Source organism: Bradyrhizobium barranii subsp. apii, from assembly GCF_011516635.5.
Taxonomy (GTDB): Bacteria; Pseudomonadota; Alphaproteobacteria; order Rhizobiales; family Xanthobacteraceae; genus Bradyrhizobium; species Bradyrhizobium barranii.
In genome coordinates, this window is sequence record NZ_CP096255.1 from 4,676,227 (window position 1) to 4,702,808 (window position 26,582).

Sequence of the window (26,582 nt, forward strand, 5' to 3'; positions counted from 1 at the left end):
AAACCCAAATAACGATTCACCTCCGAGCGCGCACCGATTCCAACGCGGCAGCGCTATCGATTTTCCGAATATTTGCCTTGCACGTTATTTACTGAGCAGCGTCCCGGTCGGTTCGGCCCGTGGCGATTTCATGTTCAGGGGATATATCCGTAAGTCCCACGCCACCTCGCTTCCCCATGTCCGAAATTTCCTCTACCGTTGATTGTACAAGCTTTTTTCGACTTGCACATCTCGGCTGGTCCGCAAATCGGACTAGCAAAAAGATCCCACCGCGGTTCCGCAATGAGACTTGAAGATCTGGTATCTGGGCAAAGTCTCTCAGGCATAGAGCCTGCCGAGATTGTATCGGTGGTAGCCCTAGTGCCGCTCGCCGAGGGCTCCGTGCAGCTCATTTATCGCACGCCTGATGGCGCGATGAAGGAGAGGTTACTCGGTCGAGCGGATGAAGTCTCCATCGCGATTGCGAGCACGGAGCGCCCGTTTTCGTTTGATGGTGATGGCGGTGCTTTTCAGCTCGCGTGCGAAGCCAAACGCATCGATCTCGCATTCCTTTTCGATCCAATGATGGCGGTGCACAGCTCGGCCGTCGAACCGTTGCCGCATCAGATCACCGCCGTTTACGAGTCCCTGTTGCCGCGCCAGCCGCTGCGATACGTGCTCGCGGACGACCCTGGTGCCGGCAAGACCATCATGGCCGGCCTTTATATCCGCGAGCTGATCATGCGCGCGGACTCGCGCCGCGTTCTCATCGTCGCGCCGGGCAGCCTTGTCGAGCAGTGGCGCGACGAACTGTTCGAGAAGTTCGGGTTGGAGTTTCACGTCTATTCCTCGCTGCTTGAGCAAACCTCCCCTAGCGGCAATCCGTTCGACGATTATCCGCGCCTGATCGTCCGGTTGGACCAGCTTTCCCGTAACGAAGAGCTGCAGGACAAGCTGTGCGCGCCCGGCTGGGACCTGGCCGTGTTTGACGAAGCACACAAGCTCTCGGCCCACTATTTCGGTTCCAAGTTGGAGAAGACCGGACGCTTCCGCTTCGCCGAGAAGCTGGGTACGCATGTCCGCCATCTGTTGTTGATGACTGCAACGCCGCACAACGGGAAAGAAGAGGACTTCCAGCTTTTCTTGTCGTTGCTTGACTCCGATCGCTTTTACGGAAAGTTCCGCGACGGGGTGCACAAGGTCGATCCCTCGGATCTCATGCGCCGCATGGTGAAAGAGGAGTTGGTCAAATTTGACGGCACGCCGCTCTTTCCCGAGCGCAAGGCGTACACCGTCAATTACGAGCTGTCGCAGATTGAAGCGGCGCTTTACGAGGCCGTCACCAACTATGTCCAGACCGAAATGGGCAAGGCGGACCAGCTAGAGGGTGCGCGCAAGGGATCGGTTGGCTTCGCTCTTACCGCCTTGCAACGGCGGCTTGCCTCAAGCCCCGAAGCAATCTTCCAGTCGCTCAAGCGCCGCCGCGAGCGGCTGGAGAACCGGCTACGTGAGGAAAAGCTGGGGATCAAGGGACGCCAGCCACTCAACGAAACTTATCCCGGCGTTCCCGAGGACGACGACGACCTTAGCGCCGAAGAGCAGGAAACGCTTGAAGAGGATTTGATCGACGATGCGACCGCCGCCAAGACCGTTGCCGAGGTTGAGGTGGAGATCGTCATCCTCAAGGGACTGGAAGCGCAGGCCAAATCCGTTGTCGCGTCGGGCCAGGATCGCAAATGGGATGAGCTGTCCAAGATTTTGCAGAATAATCCTGAAATGCACGATGCCGCCGGCCGGCAGCGCAAGATCATCATCTTCTCCGAGCATCGCGACACGCTGAACTATCTTCATGTGAAGATTGCCGGCGTGCTTGGCAATCCCGATGCGATCGTGACGATTCACGGCGGCACGCATCGTGACGAGCGCCGCCGTGCTCAGGCGCTCTTCCGCTCCGATCCCGACGTTCGCGTGCTGATCGCAACTGACGCCGCCGGAGAAGGCGTGAACCTTCAGAACGCGAGCCTCATGGTCAATTATGATCTGCCGTGGAATCCGAATCGGCTGGAACAGCGTTTTGGGCGCATTCACAGAATCGGGCAAACCGAGGTCTGCCACTTGTGGAATCTGGTCGCCAAGGAAACGCGCGAGGGCGACGTCTACCATCGCCTTCTGAAAAAGCTCGAAGTCGAGAGCGACGCTCTTAAGGGGCGTGTCTTCGACATTCTCGGCGAGGTGTTCGAGGAAACCAGCCTCAAGGATCTTTTGATCCAGGCCATCCGCTATGGCGACCGACCTGATGTGCGCGCGCGCCTGACTCAAAAGATCGACCGGGTGCTTGACCGCGACCACCTGAAATCCCTACTGGATCGCAACGCGCTTGCTCAAGAAACTATGAGTCCAGAGCGGCTATTTTCCGTCAAGGAAGAAATGGAGAAAGCCGAGGCGAGACGGCTTCAGCCCTTCTTCGTGCGTGCCTTTTTCACTAAGGCGCTCGATGCGCTTGGCGGCACCGCGCATCCGCGCGAGGCCGGACGCTACGAGATCACTCATATCCCCGCTGCGATCCGCGAACGCGACCGTCGCCTAACCGGGCGAAACCGCCGTGAGAACGAGCCGGTATTGCGGCGCTATAGCCGTATTTGTTTCGAGCGCGAGGCCGTCCAGCCACTCGACAAGCCGGGGCTGGAGCGCGCGGTGCTGATGCACCCCGGCCATCCGCTCATGCTCTCCATGTCGGACATGATTTTGGAACAGCACGCCAACCTGCTCCGGGAGGGCGCCGTTCTCTTGGATCCGGCGGATGAAGGACTTGATCCGGCGCTGCTGTTCCTGCTCACTCATGAAATCAAGTCGGGCGACGGCACGGTGCTGTCCAAGCGTCTGCAATTCGTCCGCGTCGGACCGGATGGCAAACCCGAGTTTGCCGGGTGGGCGCCGCATCTCGATCTTGAGCCTTTGCGCGAAAGCGAACGTGCCCTGCTCAAAGAGACGCTCAAAGCGCCGTGGCTCGCGTCGGGCCAGGAGTCGCGGGCATTGTCGCTCGCCGCGACGACGCTTGTGCCCGAGCACTATGGCGAAGTCGCGCAGCGGCGTATTGCTCACGTGGAAAAAACGCTGAATGCCGTCCACGAGCGGCTGAGCAAGGAAATCGCCTTCTGGCAGGATCGCTGGCTCAAGCTCAAGGCAGATGCCGAGGCCGGCAAAGATGTCCGCCTCAACCTTCAGAATGTCGAACGCACGCTTGCCGATCTTCAAAGCCGCCTGGAGAACCGCAAGAAAGTGCTTCAAGCGATGCGCCATGTCGTCAACGGCACGCCCGTTGTACTCGGCGTGGCACTGATTGTTCCAGCAGGGCTCATGAAAATGCTGCGCAGCGATAAATCGGTCGACCCGGCAGCCGCAATCTTTACCGCCGACTCAGCGGCTCGCTCGCGCATCGAGCGGCTTGCCATGCAAGCTGTGCAGAAGGCCGAGGAAGCACGCGGCTGCCGCGTGGTGGATGTGTCCGCCGCCAAGTGCGGGTGGGATCTGAGTTCATATCCGCCTGCGGTTCACGGCAAGCAGGCCGATCCTCGCCATATCGAGGTGAAGGGTCGCGTGAAAGGCGCAAGCACCGTCACTATCACCCGCAACGAAATGCTCTACGCCTTTAATCAGGGCGACAAATTCGTACTCGCCATCGCTCTGGTCGGCGAGGATAACGACATCGACGGCCCGCACTACATCCGCAATCCGTTCGACCGCGAACCCGGTTGGGGTGTCGCGTCGATCAACTTTAGCTTGGGCGATCTGCTCGCGAAGGCAAAGGTCGAATGACCGTACTTCAGCTCGACAAGCTTTCGCTGACAAACTTTCGTTGTTTCGCCGACTGCGACGTAAGCTTCCATCCTAAACTAACGGTTCTCGTTGCAGAAAACGGCAGCGGCAAGACTGCGCTGCTCGATGCAGCTGCTGCCGCCCTCTCAGTTGTTGTTAACGTTCTCTATCCTCCAGAGTGGATTAGACGGATACAGAGCAGCGACGTTCGCCTCAGCCCCGATAGTTCATTCAAAATGGTGCCACAGCTTCCTACCGCATATCAGGCGCAGGGCATCGTTGATAATACGTCGGTAGTCTGGGGAAGCACGGCCAGGACCTATAGTTCTAAATTGAGGCCAAGCCGTAACTTCAAACAGATATGGGCGATCGCAAAGGAATTCCGTTCAAGCACAGCGATCCTGCCGTTGGTAGCCTATTACGGAACGGCACGTCTTTGGCGCGAATCCCGTCTGACCGAAAGCCGGCGCTCGTCCCTTAGGAACATAGATGAGAGGGTGGCTGCTTACGCTGATTGCTTGACGTCCTCTTCTTCATTCAGAGGAGTGTCTGCCTGGTATGAATCCCGCGTCAGTCAGACAGCTTCTCCGATTTATCGAGAAAGTTTGGCAACGAACCTCGCAATGATTCAGGGGGTGAAGCAAGCGACCGACACGATTCTCGCGCCCACGGGGTGGTCAGACCTCCATTGGGATTCCGACCTTCACGCCCTGACCGCCCAGCACGCGGTGAAAGGACGCCTGCCGTTGTTGATGTTAAGCGACGGCGTTCGCACCATGCTCGCGCTCGTTGCCGACGTGGCTCGGCGATGTGTAAGCCTCAATCCACATCTCAGCGATCAGGCGCCTGTCGCGACCCCTGGTGTCCTTATCGTCGATGAAGTAGATATGCACTTGCATCCTCGCTGGCAGCAGCAGGTTCTCGGACTGTTGCAAAGCGCATTCCCTGCGCTTCAGATTATCGTCAGCACGCACAGCCCGCACGTGCTCTCCACTGTCGACAGAGAGTCCATTCGGGTTGTCCACCTACGAAACGGGCAAGTTGAGATAGAAACGCCGGGTCTCCAAACGCGCGGCGTAGAGAGCGCCGACGTTTTGGCTTCCGTTATGGGCGTTGATCCCATCCCCCAGGTCAAGGAGGCGATGGATCTAAGCGATTATAAGGCAATGATCGAGGACGGCAAAGCAGACACACAGCCGGCGCAGGAATTGCGCGCCAAACTTATTGCGCATTTCGGTTCGAGCCATCCCGTGCTGGTTGACTGCGACCGTTTGATCCGCTTTCAGCAATTTAGGCTCCGGCGTGAAAAGCCCGAGGGAGCCTGACATGCGCAATCTTGACCGCAAAGCGACGCCGACTCCCGCTTGCCTGGATTCCTACAATCACGGTGCAAACACTTGGGATGACGTAACACACGACCACAAGGAACAGATTCGCGCTTGCCTTGAGCAAATGCAGGGGCGGCGTTGCGCATATTGTGAAGGTGGCATTGATGCGCTCGGAGAGCACATCGAGCACTTCCGGCGAAAGTCACAGTTTCATACCCTGACCTTTGAATGGAGCAATCTCTATTGGTCATGCAACGAGAAAGACTCGTGCGGCCATTATAAAGATCATGGGGCCGGGAAATACGATGTCACCGATCTCATCGACCCCTGTGCGGAAAACCCTGACACGTTCTTTCGTTTTCGAGCAGACGGCACAATTACAATCCGCACCGGCTTGACGGTACAAGAGCAGCACCGTGCGGCTGAAACCCTTCGCGTGTTCGGCCTCAACGAGAAATGGGGACGCCTTCGTAACATGCGAAAGGGTGCAGTTGCGGGGTACATTAGAGACGTCGAGGAGGCTATTAAGGAAGGGTTTGGGCCTGAGGATTTGGAAGAGTATTTTAAGGAGGCTCTGACGGCCGTCGTAGCCGAGCCATTTCCAACCGTTATCAGGCATGTCCTGACGGAGGGGCCATAAGAACATGTATCACCAGGTGAAGGCCCCCAAGAGGCTGATAGAAGTCGCGCTGCCGCTCGATGCGATCAACAAGGCGGCCGCCCGCGAGAAGTCGATCCGGCACGGTCATCCGAGCACGCTGCATCTCTGGTGGGCGCGGCGTCCGCTCGCGGTGGCACGCGCCGTCATCTTCGCGCAAATGGTCAACGACCCGTCATGGAAGTGGGAGCTCGATCATCCCGGCGAGATTCCGCCGAATAATATCAAGGCGAGCTGGGCGGCGAGCCGCAGTCGGCTCTTTGCCATCATCAAAGACCTGGTGAAGTGGGAGAACACCAACAACGATGCTGTGCTGGAAAAGGCCCGAGCGGAAATTCGCAAGTCGTGGCGTGAAACTTGCGAGCTCAACAAGGATCATCCGCGTGCAGCGGAGTTATTCAATCCCAACAAACTTCCCGCATTCCACGACCCGTTTGCCGGCGGCGGAGCGCTGCCGCTCGAAGCGCAACGGCTCGGGCTTGAAGCTTATGCGTCTGACCTTAATCCGGTCGCCGTTTTGATCAATAAAGCAATGATTGAGTTTCCGCCTAAATTTGCGGGGCGCCCGCCGGTGAATCCGGAATCCCGCAGCAGCCATGACTCATGGAGCAAGCAATGGAGCGGCGCGCAGGGCCTTGCCGAGGACGTGCGCCAGTACGGCCAATGGATGCGCGAAGAGGCCCAAAAGCGCATCGGTCGTCTCTATCCGCCTGTCGAGATCACTGCCGACATGGCGGAGGAGAGGCCTGATCTGAAACCGCTCGTCAGTCAAAGGCTCACGGTCATAGCGTGGATATGGGCGCGGACGGTCAAGAGCCCAAACCCTGCTTTCCGACATGTTGATGTGCCGCTTGCTTCAACATTCGTACTTTCCAGCAAGGAGGGCAAGCAAGCCTACGTGGAGCCGATCGTCGACCGTGACAGCTACCGATTCATTGTGAAGATTGGAAAGCCTCCGGCGCGAGCAAAGGAGGGGACTAAGCTCGGGCGCGGCAGCTTTCAGTGCGTCCTCTCGCAAGCACCTATCAGCGGAGATTACATCAAGATCGAGGCGAAGGCTGGCCGTATTGGTACCCGCCTTATGGCGGTGGTTGCAGAGGGGGATCGGCGTCGCATCTATGTACCAGCTTCACAGGAGCAGGAGGCTATTGCGACCACAGCCAAACCAGATTGGCGTCCCGACCTTCCGTTCGCGCACAATTCGAGGCATCTGACACCCTGGGCATATGGCCTAGATAACTTTGGCGATCTCTTCACTCCGCGCCAGCTTGTCGCGCTCACTACCTTCAGTGATCTCATCGCCGAAGTCAGGAAGAAGATTAGTCGGGACGCCGTCGCGTCAAATTTGGACGATAACGATGTTGGACTTAGCGCTGGTGGTGTCGGCGCACGGGCCTATTCCGAGGCGGTAGCGGTCTATCTAGCTTTCGCACTCGACAAAGTAGCAGACAGAGGCTCGACTCTTGGGCGTTGGGATCCAACGCCGACTCAAAGTGGAATCATCAACACCTTTAGCCGTCCGGCGTTGCCCATGACGTGGGACTTCGCCGAGTCAAATCCCCTTGGGGACGCCTCGGGCAATTTCCTAGGCGGAATTGACTTAGTTGCCAAGGCCATGCTGGTGAGCAAAACGGACGCTGCTGGTCTTGCTTGTCAAGATGATGCTGCCCGTCAGACGCTGGGCACGGATAAGATAATTTCTACCGACCCACCCTATTACGACAACGTCCCGTATGCCGACCTTTCAGACTTCTTCTATGTTTGGCTTCGCAAGAGTATGCGCTCAATTGAGCCTGAACTCTTCGCAACCATTGCTGTGCCGAAGGGCGAGGAACTCGTAGCTGATCCCCTTCGTCATGAAGGGAAGATCGCCGCTGAAAACTTCTTCCTCGACGGCATGACGAACGCAATGCACCGTCTCTGCGAGCAGGCGCATCCTTCGTCACCGGTCACCATCTATTATGCCTTCAAGCAATCCGAAACCGAGACTACCGAAGGCACTTCCAGTACGGGTTGGGAAACATTTCTTGGTGCCGTGGTCCGCTCCGGGTTTGCTCTAACCGGCACCTGGCCAATGCGCACCGAGCTAGGAAGTCGCATGCGCGGACAGGAGTCCAATGCCCTTGCTTCCAGCATCGTTCTTGTCTGCCGCCCACGTCCAGCGACTGCGGAATCAATCTCCCGCCGCGAGTTCCTGCGCGAATTAAATCAGGTTCTGCCCGAGGCGCTTGACGAAATGACACGCGGCTCGGGCGATGATCGTTCGCCGGTCGCACCCGTCGATCTTTCGCAAGCGATGATTGGCCCCGGCATTGCGGTGTTCTCAAAATACGCCGCCGTGCTTGAGGCGGACGGTACACCAATGAGCGTTCAAACCGCCTTGCGGCTTATCAATCGCTTCCTAGCCGAGGATGATTTCGACCACGATACGCAGTTCTGCCTGCATTGGTTCGAGCAGTACGGATGGAAGGAAGGCCGGTTCGGCGAGGCCGATACGCTCGCACGCGCCAAGGGCACAAGCGTTGACGGCGTGAAGCAAGCGGGTGTGCTCTTTGCTTCGGGCGGCATCGTCCGCCTCTTCAAGTGGGGCGAGTACTCGGCAGATTGGAGTCCAGCCGAAGACGAACGGCTTCCTGTGTGGGAGGCCCTGCATCAGCTGATCCGCATCTTCAGGACGGACGGCGAGAGCGAAGCGGGCAAGGCGCTTGCCGCCGTCGCGGCAAAGGTCGAGCCAACGCGGCAGCTTGCGTATCGACTCTATACGTTGTGCGAGCGCGCGGGTTGGGCTGAGGATGCTCGCGCCTACAACGAAATCATCACGAGCTGGAGCGCCATCGAGTCCGCCGCCGCGGCGGCACCAAAGGCGCAACAGACTGATTTGTTCCGCTGAGGGCGTCAATATGAAACCTTGGAGAGAATTGGCTGTTCCCCATCAGGACGTTCTTGAGGGAACGTTCCAGCAGTCCGAGTTCGCAGCCGACATAACGGCGGTCAACACCGGCAAGGCGAGCAGCGAATATCAGGACGCCGTTGCCTTCTTCGACCGGACCTTCATTACAGAGGGCATGGCGCTTCTGTTGACGCAGGTGGCGCAACGTCTCGCCGGCAAGGGAGGCGAGCCGGTCGTTCAGCTTCAGACCGCATTCGGCGGCGGCAAGACCCACACCATGCTTGCCGTGTATCATCTCGCCACCCGGAAATGCACCTTGTCGGAGCTTGCTGGCGTTTCGGCGTTAGTCGATAAGGCCGGATTGATGGCTGTGCCACAGGCACGTGTTGCGGTGCTCGACGGCACGGCGCACGCGCCGGGGCAGTCGTGGAAACGCGGCGGCCAGACCATAAAGACGATCTGGGGCGAGCTTGCCTGGCAGCTTGGCGGCACCGAAGCCTTCACGCTTGTCGCCGAAGCCGATGCCACCGGCACATCGCCTGGCAAAGATGTGCTGCGCGCGCTCTTGGAGAAATATGCGCCCTGCGTCGTGCTCATCGACGAGCTGGTCGCCTATGTCCGGCAGTTCCCAGAATCGCAGGCTATAAGCGGCGGCAGCTATGACAGCAATCTTTCGTTCGTGCAGGCCCTCACCGAAGCAGTGAAGCTGGTGCCGCGCGCCATCGTGCTTGCATCGCTGCCCGAGTCTGATCTCGAAGCCGGCAGCCAGCGAGGCGTGGCCACGCTGCGCGCTCTCGAAAAAACCTTCGGCCGGGTGCAAGCGCTTTGGAAGCCGGTCGCCACCGAGGAGGCCTTCGAGATCGTGCGCCGCCGTCTGTTCGAGCCGGTACGTGACGAAAGGACTCGCGAGAATGTGTGCCGCGCCTTCGCCAACATCTACCTCGTCGAGGGCGTGAAGCTCCCTGCCGAAACCCAGGAGCGACGCTACTACGACCGACTGTTGCAGGCCTATCCCATCCACCCGGAAGTGTTCGACCGACTGTATGAGGATTGGACGACCATCGACGGGTTTCAGCGAACACGTGGGGTCCTTAAACTCATGGCGAAGGTCATCTATCGCCTGTGGAAGGACGACAATAAGGACCTGTTGATTATGCCCGGCAGCTTGCCGTTGCATGATGGCAGCAGCCGCAACGAACTCACTTACTATCTGCCTGCCGGATGGGACGCGGTGATCGAACGCGACATCGACGGCGAGCGGGCCGAAACCACCGCATTGGAAAGCCGGGAGCCGCGGTTCGGCCAGGTGGGCGCGGCGCGGCGCATCTCACGAACGATCTTTCTTGGCAGCGCGCCGTCTTCCGTGGTGTCCAAGGCCGCCGTGCGCGGACTTGACCGCGCGCACATTATTCTTGGCTGCTTGCAGCCGGGGCAAACCTCATCGATCTATACAGATGCGCTCAGTCGTCTTGCCGACCGACTGCATTACCTCAACGCTTCCGGCGACAAGAGCCAGGATGCAACGCGTTTTTGGTTCGACACCCGTGCCAATCTGCGGCGGGAAATGGAAGATCGCAAACGCCGATTCGACGACAAGACGGAAGTGCGCGGCAGGATCGCTGACGCGGTCAAAAAGGTTCTTGGCGGCGCGTCGTTCTTCGAAGGCATGCACATCTTCACGCCTCATGCCGACGTGCCGGATGACAGCGCCCTGCGGCTTGTCGTCCTGCCGCCGGAGGCTTGGTACACCAAGGACGAAACCCGCCCCGCCTTCGATGCCGTGCTCGACACGATCGCCAAGAACGGCACCAAGCCGCGCTATCGCAGCAATCGGCTGATCTTCCTTGCCGCCGATCACAGCGCGCTTTCGCGCCTCGCCGACGTGGCCCGCATCGTTTTGGCGTGGGCATCGATTGTCGATGACGTAAAAGAAGGTCGGCTCAACATCGACCTTTTGCAGAAGAATCAGGCCGAAAAAGAACTAAAGAGCGCTGAGGAGGTTCTGCCGCGCGCCGTGCGCGAATGTTATAAATGGCTGCTTTGCCCGATGCAGGATGCGCCGACCGATCCCAAGCTCGGCGTCGAAGCGTTCGCCCTGAACGTAGCTGGTAGCGCGGTCGGCGCTGAGATTGAGCGCGTATGTACATACAATGAGCTGGTTATTGTGACCTGGTCGCCCATCCATCTGCGGGCAAAGCTTAGGGAATTTTACTGGAAGGGCGGGCTAAGTGTTGCCAACGCCGCCGCCTTCTTCGAGGACACGCTACGTTATCTCTATATGCCGCGCCTGAAATCACGCGAGGTTCTGGCACAGGCGATCCATACCGGTGCCACCAGCAAGGATTTTTTTGGCACGGCCTACGGTCAGACTGACGACAAGTTCGAGGGTTTCGCGCTCGGCAGCGGTAGCGTAGTCTTTGACGACACGCTGCTTTTGATCGAACCGGAAGCGGCGGGCGCCTATCAGAAAGCGAATCACCCCAGGTCGGGCGAGGCCGGTGCCGACCAACGCGCGACAACGCGCCCCGGGGAACGGTCCGACTATCCCATTCCTGGCAATACGCCCGTGGGGGGAGCGTCGGAGCCTATCGGCAAACTGGTCACTGCGGCGCCTGCGAAGGCCAAATCCTTCTTTGGAGCGGCAGATATTCCAACCGCTACGGCAAAGATGCGGCTCGTGCAGCTTGCTGACGAAATCGTCTCTGTCCTCGCTTCCGATCCCAACGCAAACATCCGCTTAACCGTGGAAATCTCGGCAGACTTTCCTGATGGGGTAAGTGATGGGGTGAAGCGTGCAGTTTCTGAGAATGCGCGCAGTCTCGGACTGAAGACGGCGGATTGGGAGTGACGGTATATCCTTGCTAATGTACAATAAAGCGCTGTCTGGCCAACGTTATTTCTAGGTACGCGAGGAGGGATCTTGGCATGTTCGATGAAGTCTGCACATCGAAGGCGACCTGCGGAGTCGTTTGAAACCGGACAGCTACGGGGGGCTGGGTGGAAAGTGGCGCATCGAGCAAGATAACATGGCGCGTCCGGACCTACTTGAAATTGGAATCTACAGTATCCCGGAAGCGGCAGAACTTGTCGGCGCGCCGCTAGCGTCCGTGCGTGTATGGGTAGAGGGGCATACAGGCAAACAAGCCCCCGTTATCGTCAACCAGCTTGGTCGAGTTGGTGACAAGACCGCTGTCAGCTTCGCAAACTTGATGGAGTTACGCTTCATCGCACGATTTGTTAAAGCTGGCGTACATTTGCGCGAAGTTAGACGCATCATGGCGGAGGCGAGGGAAACGCTAAGTCACCCGCATCCGTTCGCAACCAAGACTGTGTTCAAAACGGATGGGCGCAAGATCGTTGCCGAAATCGCGCGGCGAAATGGGTTGATGCTTGTTTATGATCTACGATCCAAAAACTATGAGATTCCTTCTGTCGTGATGAAATCTCTCCGCGAGGACGTAGTCTTTGATCCGCAGGGCGAGGCAATTGAATGGAGACCTAGACCCAAGATCGCGCCAAATGTAATTGTTCATCCACGCATCGAGTTTGGTCACCCCGTACTGAAGCGCATCAATATTCCGACGGATACGATTGCGAAGGCAGTCAAGGTCGAGGGAAGCGCCCAGTTCGTTGCCGATATTTTTGAGATTTCAGTCCGGCACGTTCGCGAGGCTGTCAAATTCGAGGAGAGCCTTGTGATAGCTGCTTGAAGGTCGCGTTTGACCAGAACGTTCCGATTGGACTGGTGAGGGTCTTGCAGAACTTCGCCAGCGAGCACCAATTTCGCAAAATATCTGGAAGCTTTTCGATAAAGTCGGCGGCCGATTATACGCCAAAGCCAGGAGATGATGATTACCAGCCTAAGAACGATGTGCCTTGGCTGAAGCGGTTTGCTGATGACGGAGGAAAGGTCGTCATATCCGGCGACGTTCGGATGAAAAGTAGACCGCATGAACGGTTAGCGCTGATCGAGCATGGTTTCATAGTCATCTTTTTTGAGGCGCAGTGGTCGGATTGGAAATTTTGGCGCAAGTGCGCGCTTTTGATTCATTGGTGGCCAGTTATTGCCGCCAAGATTAAAAGAACAAGAGGGGCTTCATTTTATCATGTGCCCTGCAACTGGGTTGAGAATGGCAAGCTTCGTTGGGTTTCGAACAAGGACCCGAAGCTTCTGAAAATTGAACAACGAACCCGGGCTGCCAAACGGCAAAAAAAGAAGACGAAGGACATGCCTACAAAGCCGAGCGACGGGCCCTTGTTTGACTATGCGGAGGCAGACGCCGGAAAGGGTCGGTGAATAGATCACCTGGGGAAACCGGATTGGGCAGATAAGGAAAATTCGACGATAGTGAGTACCTAGACCGAATATTTGCGGCTGTCCAAAATGGACCATCACAATGTAATTCTCGAAATCTGTCAGTACGAGGTGTGGGAGAGGCGGAGTATGACGACGAAGGGAAAATGATCTTGCCCTCCGACATCAACCCCAACCATGTTGCCAGCGTCGAGGATGGCGTGATCGTCGGCGGCATTCTCATGTGCACCGATCATTCGTTCGAGTTTTCACGCGAATTGTGATCTACGCGGTTGCGGCGTTCAACAAGTGTCGGTGTTGGTCAATATGCCTGGCCATCATTCAGCGCGAAAGCATGCTTTCTTGTCGAATTTTTCCTCCCCCGGTCCTTGGCCGAGATTCCCATCGAAGTCCTGCGTCTGACGGAGGGGCCGCTGTGGCGAGATGCGCGAAGGGCGCGTCCGTCCAGTACCTCGGTAACGAGAGGTAACGTCCACGGCCTTCAGGCCCGCCAGAAACTTTTGAAGCGGGTTGGAGACAGCTCAGTGTAGCGTACTGTGTGCTGGATGTTCTTGTGGCCGAGATACGCTTGGAGGGCTCGCGTGTCGTGCCCCTTGGAGGCCAGCGCGAAACCACAGGCATGTCGGAGCATGTGGGCGTGCGCTTTGAAGCTGAGCTTCGCCTCCGCGCCCGCCCGCTCGACCATGCGTGCAAACCCTGCGGTGGTGAACGGTGCGCCGCGCTCCGACGTGAACACGAATGGCGACTTGGGATCCTGCTCGCGCTGTAGTCGTCTGAGCCACCGCAATTCGTCTCCAAGGATCGGATGTGTGCTCGGGCTGCCCTGCTTGACCCTGCGGACGTGCAAGGTGGCCGTGGCGAAATCGATCTGGTCCCAGCGCAGGTCCGTTAGTTCGCTCGCCCTTAGGCCGTGCCGGTAGGCCACAAGGATCATCGCGGCGTTGCGGTGCCCCCATCGGTTGCCTTTGGTCGCCTTGAGCAGTCGTCCTATCTCGGCTTCCGTCAGGTATTCGCGTGTGCGTAGGTCCGCATTAGGGGGCGCTTCGGTGGGACTGTTCGATTTACGGTGCCCGGTGCCACTAGCCTGAGATGTGATTTCGCCATGTGTTTTTGCCCCTGCGATGAGATACTGTTCGTATAATGGTCGTTCTTCGAATAGTCGTAACGAACTGGACCGAACTGATTCCTACCGGCGCCGACGGGCTCCTCAAGGGCAAGACTTCGCCGGCCCCGTCGGGATGCTTGCGCAAGCATTTCGGCATTGAAAGCCCAGTACATTTGCCGCAACCTCTATGGGCATCGCGACGTTCTGGGCTTTGATCTGGAGGGCATGATGGCCGAGTATCCAAGAATCCTTGGGTCCCGAGAGCAATCATCCATGGTTAGCACTTGGACCGAATACTTGCGGCTAAGCAAGCCGGACACTGACAGCGCACTACTTGAAATTTGTCAGTATGAAGCTTTGGGTGAGCGCACGTGGGACGGGGAAGGAGAGCCAGTTGATGCTCCCGATGAAATTGATGGAAAAAATGTGGTCGGAGTTGAGGACGGAATGGTAATAGGTGGTGAACTCCAGTGCGGGAATGGCTCGTTTCATTTCACCAAGCAGACTTTGCCAGATGCGATTGAGTGGTTGGGCGACAACTGGAACATCAGCGATGATGTGTGCCATGAGCTGGCTGAAGCCGTCGGAGCAACGACTGGCAGTACAACTACCGAGTCTTTGCCTAAATCGTGACATTTAATTGCGCCGAATTTTGGCGCTTACTCGCCAAAACACAGCGATGCGTAGGATCTCGTGTGTGGTTATAAATCCGCCGTGACCGAGCCACATGATTATCGAGGGACGCGACTGCGGTGCCTCTCTAACGGGTGACTGGAAAATCCCTCGGATCGAGGAAATGATGAAATGGCTAGCCCATATCTTTTGCTAGAGATGTCCGATGAGGCCGATTGTTGCTTCGTTGCGGCGTGGCTATTTCGAACCGACCAAGCGCAGCGACTCTGGTTGCAGGCCTTAGACGAGCCTGAGTTTGCGGATCATGTAATGCTGCTCCATGCTGATGGCATTCCGGACATTGCGGCGGTCGCGCTTGAGATCTTCGGGGAACTTGAGCGCCAGCACCATTTCGCGGTCATGAATTTGCACGAGGACAGTTTTCTCGGCAGGGAGTTCGGCCTGATGGAGCGGCTAGGATTCTTTGTTCATGGTCGAGAGAGCTATCGGATGACCTTGCCCAAAGCAATCACGCTCGCCGCGGTAAGGCCGGGCGGCCTTGGAGGTGGTGTCAACGACAGAGCTCGAGGACGGCCTTGAGATAATCCACCCCGAGACGCTGCTGCAGACATTGCCGAAAGGCGATGCGGAGGCAACCCGAGCCAGACTGATCGCGCTGCGGCGCTTCAATGCTATGACTCCAAGCCAAGCTGGATCATGCAGGATGAAACATTGGTAGTCATCGAGGACGGCATGATCTAGTCGAGCCCGAGCGCCGGAAGCTGAAGCCTATTGATCAAGCTCTTCGCGCTGCGACCTTCGACTTCGATAATCACCGAGTTCGGCGACCGCAGTGACCTGATACAATACACCTGTAGTTTTGACGCCAGTTTCGGCCTAAAATCAGCCAGATACCGAAAAGGAAATTGGTCGGATTATCCTATGGGAAGGCCGCTTGGAAGTCTGAACCGCGAAAAGCCATTTAACGACGCGCTCCGGATTGCGCTGCGCAACCGTCCGTTGGCGCTTCGCAGGGTCGCGGACCAACTGCTCGACAAGGCAGAGCAGGGCAATCTCGCCTACATTCACGAGCTTATTGATCGGCTGGACGGCAAGCCTGCCCAGGTCATTGATCGGCAGGACGTTCCGCTCGAACAGCTCAGCGATGAGGAGCTTTATCGCATTGCGGCTGGTGGGCGGCCGAGAGAAGAGCACCAGTTGCTCCTGCTCTCGCCTGCGAGAGGCAGGTCAGACGATCCGGAATAGGGTGCTTCCCTAGACGATTCAGTAATCTGATCACTTGGGTCGCCTGCCAAGTACCGCCTCGGGCTGTGAGGATCTTCTGGTTATTCAGGATCGCCGAGATGCGCTTAGCGGGAAGGCCGCGAAGGGGTGCAATGATCGAGCGGAATTGCTCGGCGGTTACATCCGCTTCCTCTTGTCGCGCTCTCCCGATCTCTGAGTTGCCGAGCTTTCGACCGCGCGCCTTGGCAGCTGCGAGGGCTTCCCTGGTTCGCTGGGCGATCCTCTCGCGCTCTTTCTCGGCCACCGCCGCGTGAATATGGAGCATGAATGGGTCCACGTCAGGCCCGAGCTCGGTAACGATGAATGGAATCCGCTGCACCATAAGGCCGCTGATGAAGTGAACGTCACGGCTCAGTCTGTCCAGCTTGGCGATGATGATCGGAGCCGCGCCTGACTTGCCGCCTCGGCCAAGCTTACGGGCGAGCTTCATGGCGGCTGCGAGCTCGGGCCTACGCTCCAACGCATCCGCGCCTTTCCCTGTCTCGATCTCGCGATACTCGCCTTGGATGCTGTAGCCGTGCTGCGCGCAGAACGATCTGATGGCGGCTTGCTGAGCTTCCAGGCCCAAGCCGCTACGGCCTTGCTTGGGTTTTGAAACGCGGATGTAGGAAACGGCTGCGCGCATAGAATATTTGTCCCCCCGGAAGTTACACGTGATCGACCGTTCATATGTAAATGCTTGCGATGGGTCGCAGCGAGAAAGTTACGATTATCTTTTGTAGGGGTATGCAGCGGAATAGTAGCCAGCTGTGTTCTCGCAGACAACTAAATCGGCGTTCTCCTGCGAGACGATCAAGCTGATGAAAGGTCGCCCACCCACCCGGGGAGGGAAAAATTCGCCGAAAGCATGCTTAGTTTTTGTGATTAGGCTTCCACAAAGGAGCACGTCGGCGGCGAGAGCAAGCGTCTGGAGACAGCCAAAAGTCTGGAGACTGCATGACCGTCAATCAGTTCAACCGGGCGCTGGATCAACTGGGCTTCACGCAGGTTGGCTTCGCTCGCAAACTCGAACCGGGCGAGCGCAGCGTGCGGCGCTGGGGCATCCGGCCAGTGGCCGGTACCGACGCCGGTCGCGATGCTGTTGAACCTGATGATCAAGACCGGCTCGACCGTGAATGATTTGAAGGCGTGATCCGTTTTACTAGAGCCCTCGCATCGCGGGAGGGGGTGGAGGTTCTCGGGGGCGGATATGTCGGGATTCGAAACGGTAGGTACTGGTACCGGTGATTCCCGGTGAATTTCCCGACGCCTTAGCCAGCATGAGACATTCACTGACAACTCGACGATAGTCCGTCAGATCTGAGACCAGATTCCAAGAAGAGAAAAAGATCATAATTGCAAGCGAGAATTGCGGCGAACAACTTCTTCGCAGATCCTCTCCGATCGCCTATGGAGAATTTACTCGTCCGTTAGAAACATCCACGCTCGAATTTGCCGGCACCGCACTCGAAGGCGAGTTGTTGCTACCGTCGGCAGTAACCGCGATTTCAGCCACTAGATTAGAAGCATCTCTTACGCAGAAGCCATCGATTTGCTTGGCGTCGGATGCGGCGAAATGGCCGCTGAACATGCTCTTGCTGCAGACATTGTCAGTGATCTGCAGGTTTTGTATTTCGCCGCCCGAGTTCGTGAAGAATAACGTTATTGTAGTTTCGGCCCACGCCGCCGATATCGAAACTGCAAAACTTGCTAAGACAACGATGGCTTTGAGCATCTCACTCCCCTAGCTTGCGTTCCGTCATTCGACAACCATAAGGAGATCATGTCAAGGGGATGAGTGGAGTGACTAAGAGCGTTCGCAACCTAATCGCCCCTCGACGGTTCAGGTCGCGGGCTTATAAGCTCTCTGCCCGCAAGGCTCAATTTGGCCGGGCACTTTTTGGGTAGTCTGTCTCGCAATCTAGGAAGTCGGCTGAATTTCGCCCGCAAACAAAACCGAAATAAGTCAACCCGACCCTTTGTCGGCTTGGCTAATGCGGGGGACATCGCTACAAGTCGATCCGCACCGCAAATCGGGGGCCGGAGTCGCGCCAGTAATCCAGATCATCCCGGTCCGTGGGAGGGGGCTCCTGCTTGACTGGCTCCTGATCGAAGGTTGCGCGCCGCATGCGGTAGCATTCCTCTATGAAGATCGCGTAGCTCACCGTATCGTTGCTGTCGTCCTTGCTTGGAAGATCGAACGCACCCTGCCAGATAAGTTCGTCGCTCGGTGCATTGGCATAACTCACCTGCTCAATCGGTTCTCCGAGCTTACCATCGATGACGGTTCGCGCCGGCCATTCGTAGGCGACGCCATATTCGCTCACCCGTCGCTCTATCAACGAGGCGCGGACGATCGTCAGCGGCGCCTCCGACGTGTTTTTGGCGAGCACGGGTCCCTTGACCGCCACAGTCACGGTCTCGTCGTCGCGTTCAAGCGTCACGTCGCGGCAGTAGCCGACCACCTGGATCCATTCCGAAACCGGATAGGAAACCTGTATGCGACGGTTGGCATGAGGTTGGTAACGCACCAGACCCAGGCGCAGGAAGGGATCCGGCGCGGTGCCGGGATCGATCTCGACGTCAACGTACCACGTTTCGCTCTCGACATCGAACCGCGGCGCGTAAGTCAACAGCGACACAAGCATGAAGTCGGGTTCTTTGAGATTTTCGTCCTTTTGACCGTTACCTGTCTCGGTGTTCGACTTGCTTGGGTCGTCGCCCGGAATAGGCATAAGGACATTTTCGACTAGCCGCGGCGTATACCGCTTCTCCTCCGGCCACAATATGCCACTGTCATTGCTTTCCTCCGCGATCGAATCGAGCGCTGTTTCGGTCCAGTCAAGCACGTCGCGGAACGCACGAGGGTGTATGAGCCAAGTCATCTCGCCGGCGTCGTGAATCGGATCGGCGCCCCAGCGGCTGATATACGCGCCGCCCGGTCCGAGGTCCTCGTCGCTGAAATACCCGGGCCGCCAGTCAGCCGTCCCCTGGCCCTGCGGCGCAGTCTCCCCCAAGGCTTGCAGGTCAAGCAGTTTGTTCTGCGGCTCGCCAGTTTCCAATGGCTCGGCTCGACGAATCTTGCCGAGGGTAAGGTCGGTTTCGGTCCATATCGGCAGTGAACCGTTCGTCGTTCCGGGTTTGGTTGAGGCGCCGAGGATGTTGGGCGGCCACACCACAATTCCGATGCGTTCGTCTTCACCCGAGGTCATGGCGGGCCGGTCGAATGGAATGCGGATGCGGGTGCGACGACTTATCGATCGCGCGCCAGTGGCGGTGTCCGACCGATTTGTCCAGACAAACGCGGGCAGGATGTGTTTGGGTGGAATTGCCAGCGGCCGGACGATGGATCGGATGATCGTCGACATCATCACCGGTTTGCCTTGAGCATCTTGCTCATATGCGAATAGCCGCTCCTTGTCGCGCTTCTGTTGCTCTGCGTCAGGGTAGGTCGAGCGTTCGGGAATCAGGCGGGCGGTGCGCGATGTCGCGGCAAAATAGGCCTTCACCCGCCGTGCCGTTCCATCGGAAAAATAACGCTGAGCGGACCGTCTGCCGTGGCCGGCATTTTTTTGCGCCGTTTGGCCGTCGGCCGGCGCCGGGTTCGCTGGAGCTGCGCACTGCTGCTGTGACGCCGGCGGCGAAGGCTGTTCACTTTCAGTGGTGAGCTCCAAGAGGCTGATGGTTTCCTGCGCCAAGTGGCAGTTTGGCTGCAACGACCATGTGTTGAAGACAATATCCTCAGGGGAGAAGGTGACGCGACCTTGCTCGTCCACGTCGAAGCCGTAGAGCAGGCGGGTAAAGGAGTTGTTCCGACGCGGAAAGCTGCTGCCGTCCGGCTTCTGAGGCCACACGGGCTTCGAAGGCCATATCCCGCGCGAACGATCCTCGGGCGTCCGACCGAGCAGAGGATTGTCGATGGGGCGCCCGTTCGGTGCCACGGCTCGCACCCGCAGTTCGATACTCTCGTGGACCGCCCGGTCGATGGAAAGATCACCGCCCGCCAACACATCGGTGGCTGACGGAGAATCAGCCGTGCGCTGCCAAGTGTGCCAGTCTTGTGCGGGCGGTCCCACAATCTCGCTACGTGTCGCCTCGTCCACGCGCCGAAAGCGGATTTCAGGAACCTGGGCACCCACCAGTTTTGGTACGGCGGGCGGTTGCTCGACGGCATGAACCGCCCGCAGGCTGCGTACCGCCGACAATTCGGGAATCGGCTTGAGACACAGCGCCGTGTGTAACCTGGCAGCCGCGCGGGCCACCGCTTCCGAACTCACTACTGCATCGTTGCGGCGGATTGTTTGCGGGGGCGAAGGATAGGCTTTCTCCGGAATCTTGCCGGGCACCGCATCAGGCATCGCAACGGACAGTTTCTGCCTCTCGCTCGCTGGGTCGGGCACTTCATCGAATTCCGCTGCGGCGCAGTAAAACGCCACCGATTCAGGGGCATCGAACCATTGGGCCAAGTGATTGACGTCGGGTAATGCCCAGATGTCGACGCAAAAATCCTCGGCCGGCGCGAGCCTGATAATCACTTCGATTGCGGCGTTTGGGCCGGTTGGCGGTTTGCTCTTGTCGATGGGCACGAGCCTGATTAATTTACCGCCAGTCCGCTTTTCCAGTTGTTGATACTTCGTCAGCCGCCCATCCGCTCCCGACGGCACTGCTTCTACAGTGATTAGCAGAGGCATAGCGTCCGGGTATTCGCGCCTGGGGAAGCTAGAACTGCCGCCGCCGTAGAGGGGGACGACGATAGGAGCTCCGACGAGATATGTGTCGGTCGTCCAAGGATATCGTAAACCTATCACCATCGAGCGAGCTGCGGGATCTGGGTAATACAGCTCTTCGGCGCGGGGCGGTTTCGCAGTTTTTTGCCTACGCGCGCGAAAGATTGCGATGCCGCTTGCAGCCGGCTGATTGGCGCCAGTCTGCATAAAGGCGATCGAATTTTCCTCGATGGCGGCCTGGGGTGAAATCGAGGGAAAACCGCCACGGCTCGGGTCATAGTCAACACCCGCCAACCCGAATTTTTTAGTCGGATCTGCGTCGTTGTCGAAGACGCCGTGCAAATGAGCGAAGGTGAAATCGACGCCGGGCGCACACACGGCGCGTTGCGATGTCAGGGGCTTGAATCGCCAATGATCATCAGGCTCTTCGGCAGAAGAGTGGGGGGTGGGCTTGGGCAGGCGGACGACCATTGTTTCACCGTCGAGCCCGCGGCAGAACTCTTCCGCCGGCTTTGCCGCGACGCGTTCCGCCTGCTTTCCCGCGATCAGTTTCGTTGGCTTCTCCGCGACGAGTTTTGCAGAATTCTCCGCGACAGATCTCGTTGCGCCCCCCAACTCGGAGACGATGTCGGCCCAAGGCACCGCGACCATCGGTGGATCGATCCATTCATGGCGGAGAAAACGCCGCAACTGGTCGCGGCGCGGCAGCAGCATGCCGTCGCATAAGCCGGCCTCGTAGAGTTTTTGAGCAGTAAGCCGCGACGGCTTCTTGTCACGCAGGGGCAGGCACACGCCGCCAAGGAATACGGTACGTGCACCGAGCCAATAGGGGACGCCGAAACGCAGCTTAGGCGGACGTTCGTCGTTGCTTCCGGAGAGCAAGTCGAAATCCACATTGAGAGCTAAGCCGCCCGGACAGACCCCCACTCGCTGCTCATGCGCTTCCAAGCCCAGCGGATCGCCTTGCCAGGCCGCCAGCACGGATTCCGCAAAGCCGGTCTTGTTGCCGGCGGCGTTCTGCAGAAGTCGGGTGGGCATCGCCAGCACGCTACCGTCAAGTTCGACCCGCCGCTTGCCGACATCGACATCGGGGGCCGAGAGCATAGCATCGACAGCCTTATCGAGTGCGTGCGCGCCGTCTGGCAAAGCATACTTGACCCTCCGGTTGGTCAAGCAAGCCCAGGTCAACCCGCTCGCCGCACTGGTGCGGAAACCGACGTCGAGGCGGTAGCCGACGGCAAGATCGTCTGCATCCAGAATCAGCGTTTCGTCACTCTCTGCAGCAGCCGACAGCGAGCGGCTGAACTGCTTGACAACCACGCTGCCCCGCCATTGATCGAGCAATTGCAGGCCGGCAGTCCTCAGCTTGCGCTCCACCGCAGCTGCCGCCGTCACTTCGGGAATGGGGGGCAAGCTGGTCCCGTCGGTCGATCTGAGGTCCCCGGCGTTCGCCAAGGCCATATCGCGCCGCATGTCCGATTCGGTGGCGGCATGGATGTCTACTGTTTCGACCGAGAAACGCAGGGAGCGATCATCACCGCTGACGGCGGCAGCCTCCAGGTCGATGACGCCGTCGAACTGATCGATCGTGCCGCGCTCGCGCAGGTTTCGGGCGGACGTCGGCGCATTGCCGTCGCTGAAACATTCCAGCAGTTCTTCGAGCGTCGCCGGCATGAAACAATCGACTTCCTCCGACAAGGACCGCGGCGCCTTGGCCAAGGTCCAGTGCCCGGAGAAAATGATGTTCTTAAGGGCCGGTTCGTTGCCGGCTACACGCAATCGGATCAGCAAGAAGGACGCTGCTTCTTTGTTTCGGACGAAATCCGGCGTCGTCGCAGCAGCGCCAACGAGGTCCTTGAATTGGGTGCCTGAAAACAGGAATTCAATATCGACGCTCAGGAGAAACAGGTGTTGCAAGGCCGGAAAGCCCAGCAGGGCAAACCAGCGGCGCCGGGCATCATCAGCCCTCCGACTTTGCACATCCTGACTTTCATTCGCCGTATGGCTATTTGAGTCTGGTACCTTGCCATAGTCTTCCAACGTGGCTGCATCGTGTAGCCGTAACAACTCGCTAGCTACGTTCCCGTTGTTGTCGCTGACGTCGCTGATCGCCTGTTGCAGCGTCTTGTGCTGGGCCCGCTGGTCGCGGATGGTCTGCAGAGATTTGCCGGGGTCGGATCCTGATAGACCGCCCTCGGCCTTATGGACATCGCCGGCCGATTTCTGATGCTTTGCCAGCGTGCCCTTGTAACAGAGATCTTTGTCTTGACGTTGTTTGACCAGGATCTCCCTGATCTGCGACCACTGCTTCTCGTCGGGCTTTGAAATGCTCGGGTCGTCGGGGTGCTGTCTTTTGTAGTCCTCCCAGTAGCGATGCGGGTCAAACGGGAGTTGTGCAGGCGGCGCAGGCGGCGGCGCGTCTGCAGCGAACACGACTGGAGTACCCTCCGACGTGAATCCGGCAACGTCCCGGGCCCTCGGCTCAAAGATGACGCTGTCGAGCGCGTGGCGTTCGGTGGCCGTCGCCGCACGGGCCCACGGGCGCTCGAAATAGGCGCCTTCGCCGAGGAAGGCCTGGCGGGAGGGTGTGCGCCCGTTCACACGGGCAATCAGTGCCTGGGCCCGCGCCATAGTGATCTGTTGGGCAAGCTCGGTGCGCGGCATGCCGACGATATTGGGAGCATCTTTGCTCGGAGCATCGGGGCCTTGCTGGACATCCTTATACGGATGATTGGGGTCGGCCGTCGTATCTTTCAGGGCAGTTCGAAGGCCTGTAAGAGTGTGGTCATCATCCTGCAGGAATTGACGCCAGATTTTGGTGATGTCCTTAAATTTGAGCCCCCCGAACCCCGAGTCCATACTGATGTCAGGGTAAGTCGTCAGCGTGGTTGAGAGGACCGGTTTGATCTCATGCCCGTCCTTTGTCGACGTTGATTTACCCGCTGAGTCCGTGATGCCTAGTTCTGCCGAGACGGCCCCATGCGCGGCAAACAGACCATGGATAACGGTCGGCCAAGTTTCGAACAGCTGAGGGCTATTCGACTCCTTCTGATCTTTGATCGTCACCGGTGGATCGTTGATCGTTCCCGGCCGAAGCACCAGGGTCGCCGCTACCTTGACGTGCTCGCCCTGTTTGGAAATGGTGCGTGGAATCACCGTAGCGATCAATTTATCCATCATGACACTAACGCAGCTTCCGGGTGACCGGGACGCATGGCACGAATGCCTTGCGAGGGCGAGGCGAGGAGACGTCTGTTTTTGGCCACGCAATCGGAAATGATGACGTCTCTCATCGGTTCATGCTCCGTGCGGAGTTGTGGAGTCAGCGACCGCCTCAGAAGAACGATGGCTGCCAGGGTTGGTGCTGATCGAAATAGCTTTGGTATTGCTTGTAATCTTCGCCTTTGCACACCGCGTGGTAATGCAAATGGGCGATCGGTTTGTCGCATTGCTTTTTTTTGTCTTCGCCGTCGCAATCCATCTTGCTTGCTGACACAGGTATCGAGTGAGGGCCGCCCCCGACGTCCGAAGCGACGGGGTAGGGGGGCACATTGCCTGCCAGCTGGATTAACTTGCGCGAGGGATCGATGATGTCACCAGCGTCGCCGATTTGTGGATTCGACGAGTAGCCCTTGCCCATGTTCTTGCGCGCGGTGACGCGGAACTCGATGTCCTTAATACCCATAGAGAACGAGAAGGTGAAAATCGCGGTCCCGACCATTTCGCCGTTGGGCTGCTGGCCGACCCGCACCTGCAGCATGGCGGAGAAGCGGAAGATCGAGATGCTGGCCGAGCCGGCAACGGTCGTGTAGCCCTCGATCGTCGAGAGCGTGCTATCACCGCTTCTAAAGCTGCGCAGGAATATGCCAACCGTGATCCTGGCATTTCCGGTCAACGGGCCGATCGCGAAGGCCACGACCGCGCCGAATTCGAAACTGGATTCGAAGCCGATGATGCCTTGTGAGGTCGAATAGAGAGCAAGATGTCCACCGCCGCCGTACACGGCGACATTGATCAAGAAGGGGGACTCCGGGCGCGACAGCCCGACCTTGAACAGCGCCGGCGACCCGTCGAACGGCAAGATGGCGGCGGCATTGAGCGAGATGTTGCTGATGCCGAGCACCCCGAGGGCAAAGCCGCACGGCGGCATGCGATAGCCGGCCTCAATTCCCGGCGGGTCGAATAGCGCGGACAGATAAAACCCGTTGGCGCCGAACGAGAAGAATGAGCTCACAGCCTGCAGGAAACTGACGGCTTCGCCGAGCTGCACGTCGATCACGTTGGCCTTGAGCTTGCCGCCGGTTTCGCTGCCGAACTTAGCGCCGTCGAACGAAAGCGTGACGATGTCGAGAAAGCCGCCCAGGATGTTGACGCTGAACGGCCCCAGCTCGCCGGACGCAGTGACTTGAGGCGATCCGCCGTTGAGCACATCGATGACCGTGCGAGCCTTGAGCGTCAGGCGCGAGCCGTCTTCCGGCAGGAAAATTCCGCCCACGTCCTGTAGTTCGGTGTCGAAATCGTAAGCCAGCGTGACCTTGCTGGGGATCAGCTCGCGCAGCCGCCGTTCGACGTCGGCCTTGATTGCGGCGAAATCGATGATCTTGCCGAGATCGCCCTTCAGGACGTCGCGCAACAAGCCTGCGACGACGTTTTTCGCTTGGTCGGCGATGAAAAGGACGGAGTTTGGGCCTCGTACGGGCGCTTTCGGTGGCTGCACAATTTCATAAGCGCTTGTGTTCCAGCTTCCGATGAGGCCGAAGAGCTTGACGACCGCCCCGATTTTGTCGCCGCCGGCCGTCTTGAGTGCGCCGTCAATCGAAGCGATCGCGTCGTTCTGCCCCCACAACGCATCGTTGCCGATGGTCAGGTTACGATCGCCAGGCGCCAGCAGCGCACTGGCGACTTGCGTCGTTACCGGCCCGACGCTCGTTCCCATGGTAAGCACGTAGTTGTAGAAGCTGTCTCGTGTATCGCGAGCCTCTAGGAAGAACTTCTGGAGATTTCCCGAGATATCCGGATCCTGGGCGATGAACTGCACGATCGCGTCGGTCGCGGCCTGTACCTTGTCCTGGAACTGCCCGGTGATGCGATCGAAGAGCATCGACAGAAGCAATTGAGCCGGAGGATTTGTGGTCAGGTCGAACAAGTCCGTGCCGAAGCTGGGCTGCAGCGCGTCTCCTACGGCCATCGCGACGATATCCGCGGCGCGCGCGGCGACTTTGCCGTTTGCCGAAACAACTGCGTCGATCGCGATCCTGAGGTTTTGGTTAATCACGGCATTGTTGTCGTCCAAACGGTTGATGACGACCGTGCCTGCATCTTCTAGCTCCTTGACAGATGCGGCGACCTTTTGGGCAAGGCTTTGGTCATAATCGCCCTGGACGTTGCTATAGACCTTTCGAACACCGTCGATGACGGGCGCTAAATCGGTATTAGCGAAGGTTGTGTTGACGACCGCAAATAGGCGACCGAAAGCCTGCACGCGTGCGATGTCGTCGGCCGAAAGTCCTGGTGCAGACGGTGAGGGAATGCCGGCGAGCGAGAGAGCCTGTAGCGCGTTGCTTGACGCCTGAATGACGGGAATGACTTTGGCCAGGAAGTGCTGGCGAAGAAGGTCGATGACGGAGCAGGCAGCATTCCGCTCCCCCAGTTGGATCGTCCACGTTGTCGGATCGGGGCTTGACTGCGGTACAAACGTGTAGCTCGGAACAGTGAGTGCGTTCACCTGCTGCAGGACATCGCGAAGGCCGGTAACAATCGACTTTGCATCGCCGATGCAGCGCGCCGCCTGCGTCGAAAGCTGACGTACGTAATTCAAGAGACGTTGCAGTTGCCAAGGCAAAGGAAGGGTGCAGCTTACCTGCTGGA

Annotated in this window: 15 protein-coding genes; 10 read left to right on the forward strand and 5 right to left on the reverse strand. The window is 58.4% G+C overall.

Annotation, left to right across the window (positions count from 1 at the left end; translation table 11 throughout):
* Nucleotides 1-381: 381 nt before the first annotated feature.
* The 7 genes from HAP41_RS22255 to HAP41_RS22285 all read left to right on the forward strand — a co-directional run bounded on the left by HAP41_RS22255 (nucleotide 382) and on the right by HAP41_RS22285 (nucleotide 12,968).
* Nucleotides 382-3,795: a helicase-related protein gene (locus HAP41_RS22255; protein WP_479686368.1), complete on the forward strand. Its 3,414-nt coding sequence runs from the start codon at nucleotides 382-384 to the stop codon at nucleotides 3,793-3,795.
* On the forward strand, nucleotides 3,792-5,120 hold the full coding sequence (locus HAP41_RS22260) for an AAA family ATPase (protein WP_166097059.1): 1,329 nt from the start codon (nucleotides 3,792-3,794) through the stop codon (nucleotides 5,118-5,120). The genes HAP41_RS22255 and HAP41_RS22260 overlap by 4 nt, the downstream gene beginning before the upstream one ends.
* Nucleotide 5,121: 1 nt before the next feature.
* Nucleotides 5,122-5,763 (forward strand): retron Ec78 anti-phage system effector HNH endonuclease PtuB, encoded by a 642-nt coding sequence (gene ptuB, locus HAP41_RS22265; protein WP_166097058.1) that lies wholly within the window; start codon nucleotides 5,122-5,124, stop codon nucleotides 5,761-5,763.
* A gap of 4 nt (nucleotides 5,764-5,767) precedes the next feature.
* Nucleotides 5,768-8,671, forward strand: a complete 2,904-nt coding sequence (locus tag HAP41_RS22270; RefSeq protein WP_166097057.1) for a DUF1156 domain-containing protein — start codon at nucleotides 5,768-5,770, stop codon at nucleotides 8,669-8,671.
* 10 nt (nucleotides 8,672-8,681) lie between these two features.
* Nucleotides 8,682-11,519 carry an ATP-binding protein gene (locus tag HAP41_RS22275; RefSeq protein ID WP_166097056.1) on the forward strand — a complete coding sequence of 946 codons (2,838 nt, stop codon included), beginning with the start codon at nucleotides 8,682-8,684 and terminating at the stop codon, nucleotides 11,517-11,519.
* Between the two features lie 178 nt (nucleotides 11,520-11,697).
* On the forward strand, nucleotides 11,698-12,381 hold the full coding sequence (locus HAP41_RS22280; RefSeq protein WP_166097055.1) for a hypothetical protein: 684 nt from the start codon (nucleotides 11,698-11,700) through the stop codon (nucleotides 12,379-12,381).
* On the forward strand, nucleotides 12,378-12,968 hold the full coding sequence (locus HAP41_RS22285; protein ID WP_166097054.1) for a PIN-like domain-containing protein: 591 nt from the start codon (nucleotides 12,378-12,380) through the stop codon (nucleotides 12,966-12,968). The genes HAP41_RS22280 and HAP41_RS22285 overlap by 4 nt, the downstream gene beginning before the upstream one ends.
* Nucleotides 12,969-13,467: 499 nt before the next feature.
* On the opposite strand, the gene HAP41_RS22290 is transcribed toward HAP41_RS22285, so the two are convergent.
* Nucleotides 13,468-14,109 carry a tyrosine-type recombinase/integrase gene (locus HAP41_RS22290; RefSeq protein WP_208012684.1) on the reverse strand — a complete coding sequence of 214 codons (642 nt, stop codon included), beginning with the start codon at nucleotides 14,107-14,109 and terminating at the stop codon, nucleotides 13,468-13,470.
* Between the two features lie 138 nt (nucleotides 14,110-14,247).
* On the opposite strand from HAP41_RS22290, the gene HAP41_RS22295 reads away from it, so the two are divergent.
* Both HAP41_RS22295 and HAP41_RS22300 read left to right on the forward strand, forming a co-directional pair.
* Nucleotides 14,248-14,724, forward strand: a complete 477-nt coding sequence (locus HAP41_RS22295; protein ID WP_166097053.1) for a hypothetical protein — start codon at nucleotides 14,248-14,250, stop codon at nucleotides 14,722-14,724.
* A gap of 171 nt (nucleotides 14,725-14,895) precedes the next feature.
* The gene (locus tag HAP41_RS22300) at nucleotides 14,896-15,303 is read left to right on the forward strand and encodes a hypothetical protein (RefSeq protein ID WP_166097052.1); all 408 of its coding nucleotides are present in this window, start codon (nucleotides 14,896-14,898) and stop codon (nucleotides 15,301-15,303) included.
* Between the two features lie 559 nt (nucleotides 15,304-15,862).
* Here HAP41_RS22300 and HAP41_RS22305 read toward each other — a convergent pair.
* Nucleotides 15,863-16,633, reverse strand: coding sequence for a recombinase family protein (locus HAP41_RS22305; RefSeq protein WP_166097051.1), 771 nt, complete (start codon nucleotides 16,631-16,633; stop codon nucleotides 15,863-15,865).
* Between the two features lie 311 nt (nucleotides 16,634-16,944).
* Between HAP41_RS22305 and HAP41_RS22310 the strand changes: the two genes are divergently transcribed.
* A complete protein-coding gene (locus HAP41_RS22310) occupies nucleotides 16,945-17,127 on the forward strand; it encodes a hypothetical protein (RefSeq protein WP_166097050.1) in 183 nt (60 codons plus the stop codon).
* A gap of 268 nt (nucleotides 17,128-17,395) precedes the next feature.
* On the opposite strand, the gene HAP41_RS22315 is transcribed toward HAP41_RS22310, so the two are convergent.
* The 3 genes from HAP41_RS22315 to HAP41_RS22325 form a co-directional block, all read right to left on the reverse strand.
* Complete coding sequence (locus HAP41_RS22315) at nucleotides 17,396-17,722, reverse strand: hypothetical protein (protein WP_166097049.1); 327 nt, start codon at nucleotides 17,720-17,722, stop codon at nucleotides 17,396-17,398.
* Nucleotides 17,723-17,996: 274 nt separating this feature from the next.
* Nucleotides 17,997-23,894, reverse strand: a complete 5,898-nt coding sequence (locus tag HAP41_RS22320; protein ID WP_166097048.1) for a hypothetical protein — start codon at nucleotides 23,892-23,894, stop codon at nucleotides 17,997-17,999.
* A gap of 154 nt (nucleotides 23,895-24,048) precedes the next feature.
* Nucleotides 24,049-26,532: a hypothetical protein gene (locus HAP41_RS22325; protein WP_248577223.1), complete on the reverse strand. Its 2,484-nt coding sequence runs from the start codon at nucleotides 26,530-26,532 to the stop codon at nucleotides 24,049-24,051.
* Nucleotides 26,533-26,582 lie beyond the last annotated feature (50 nt).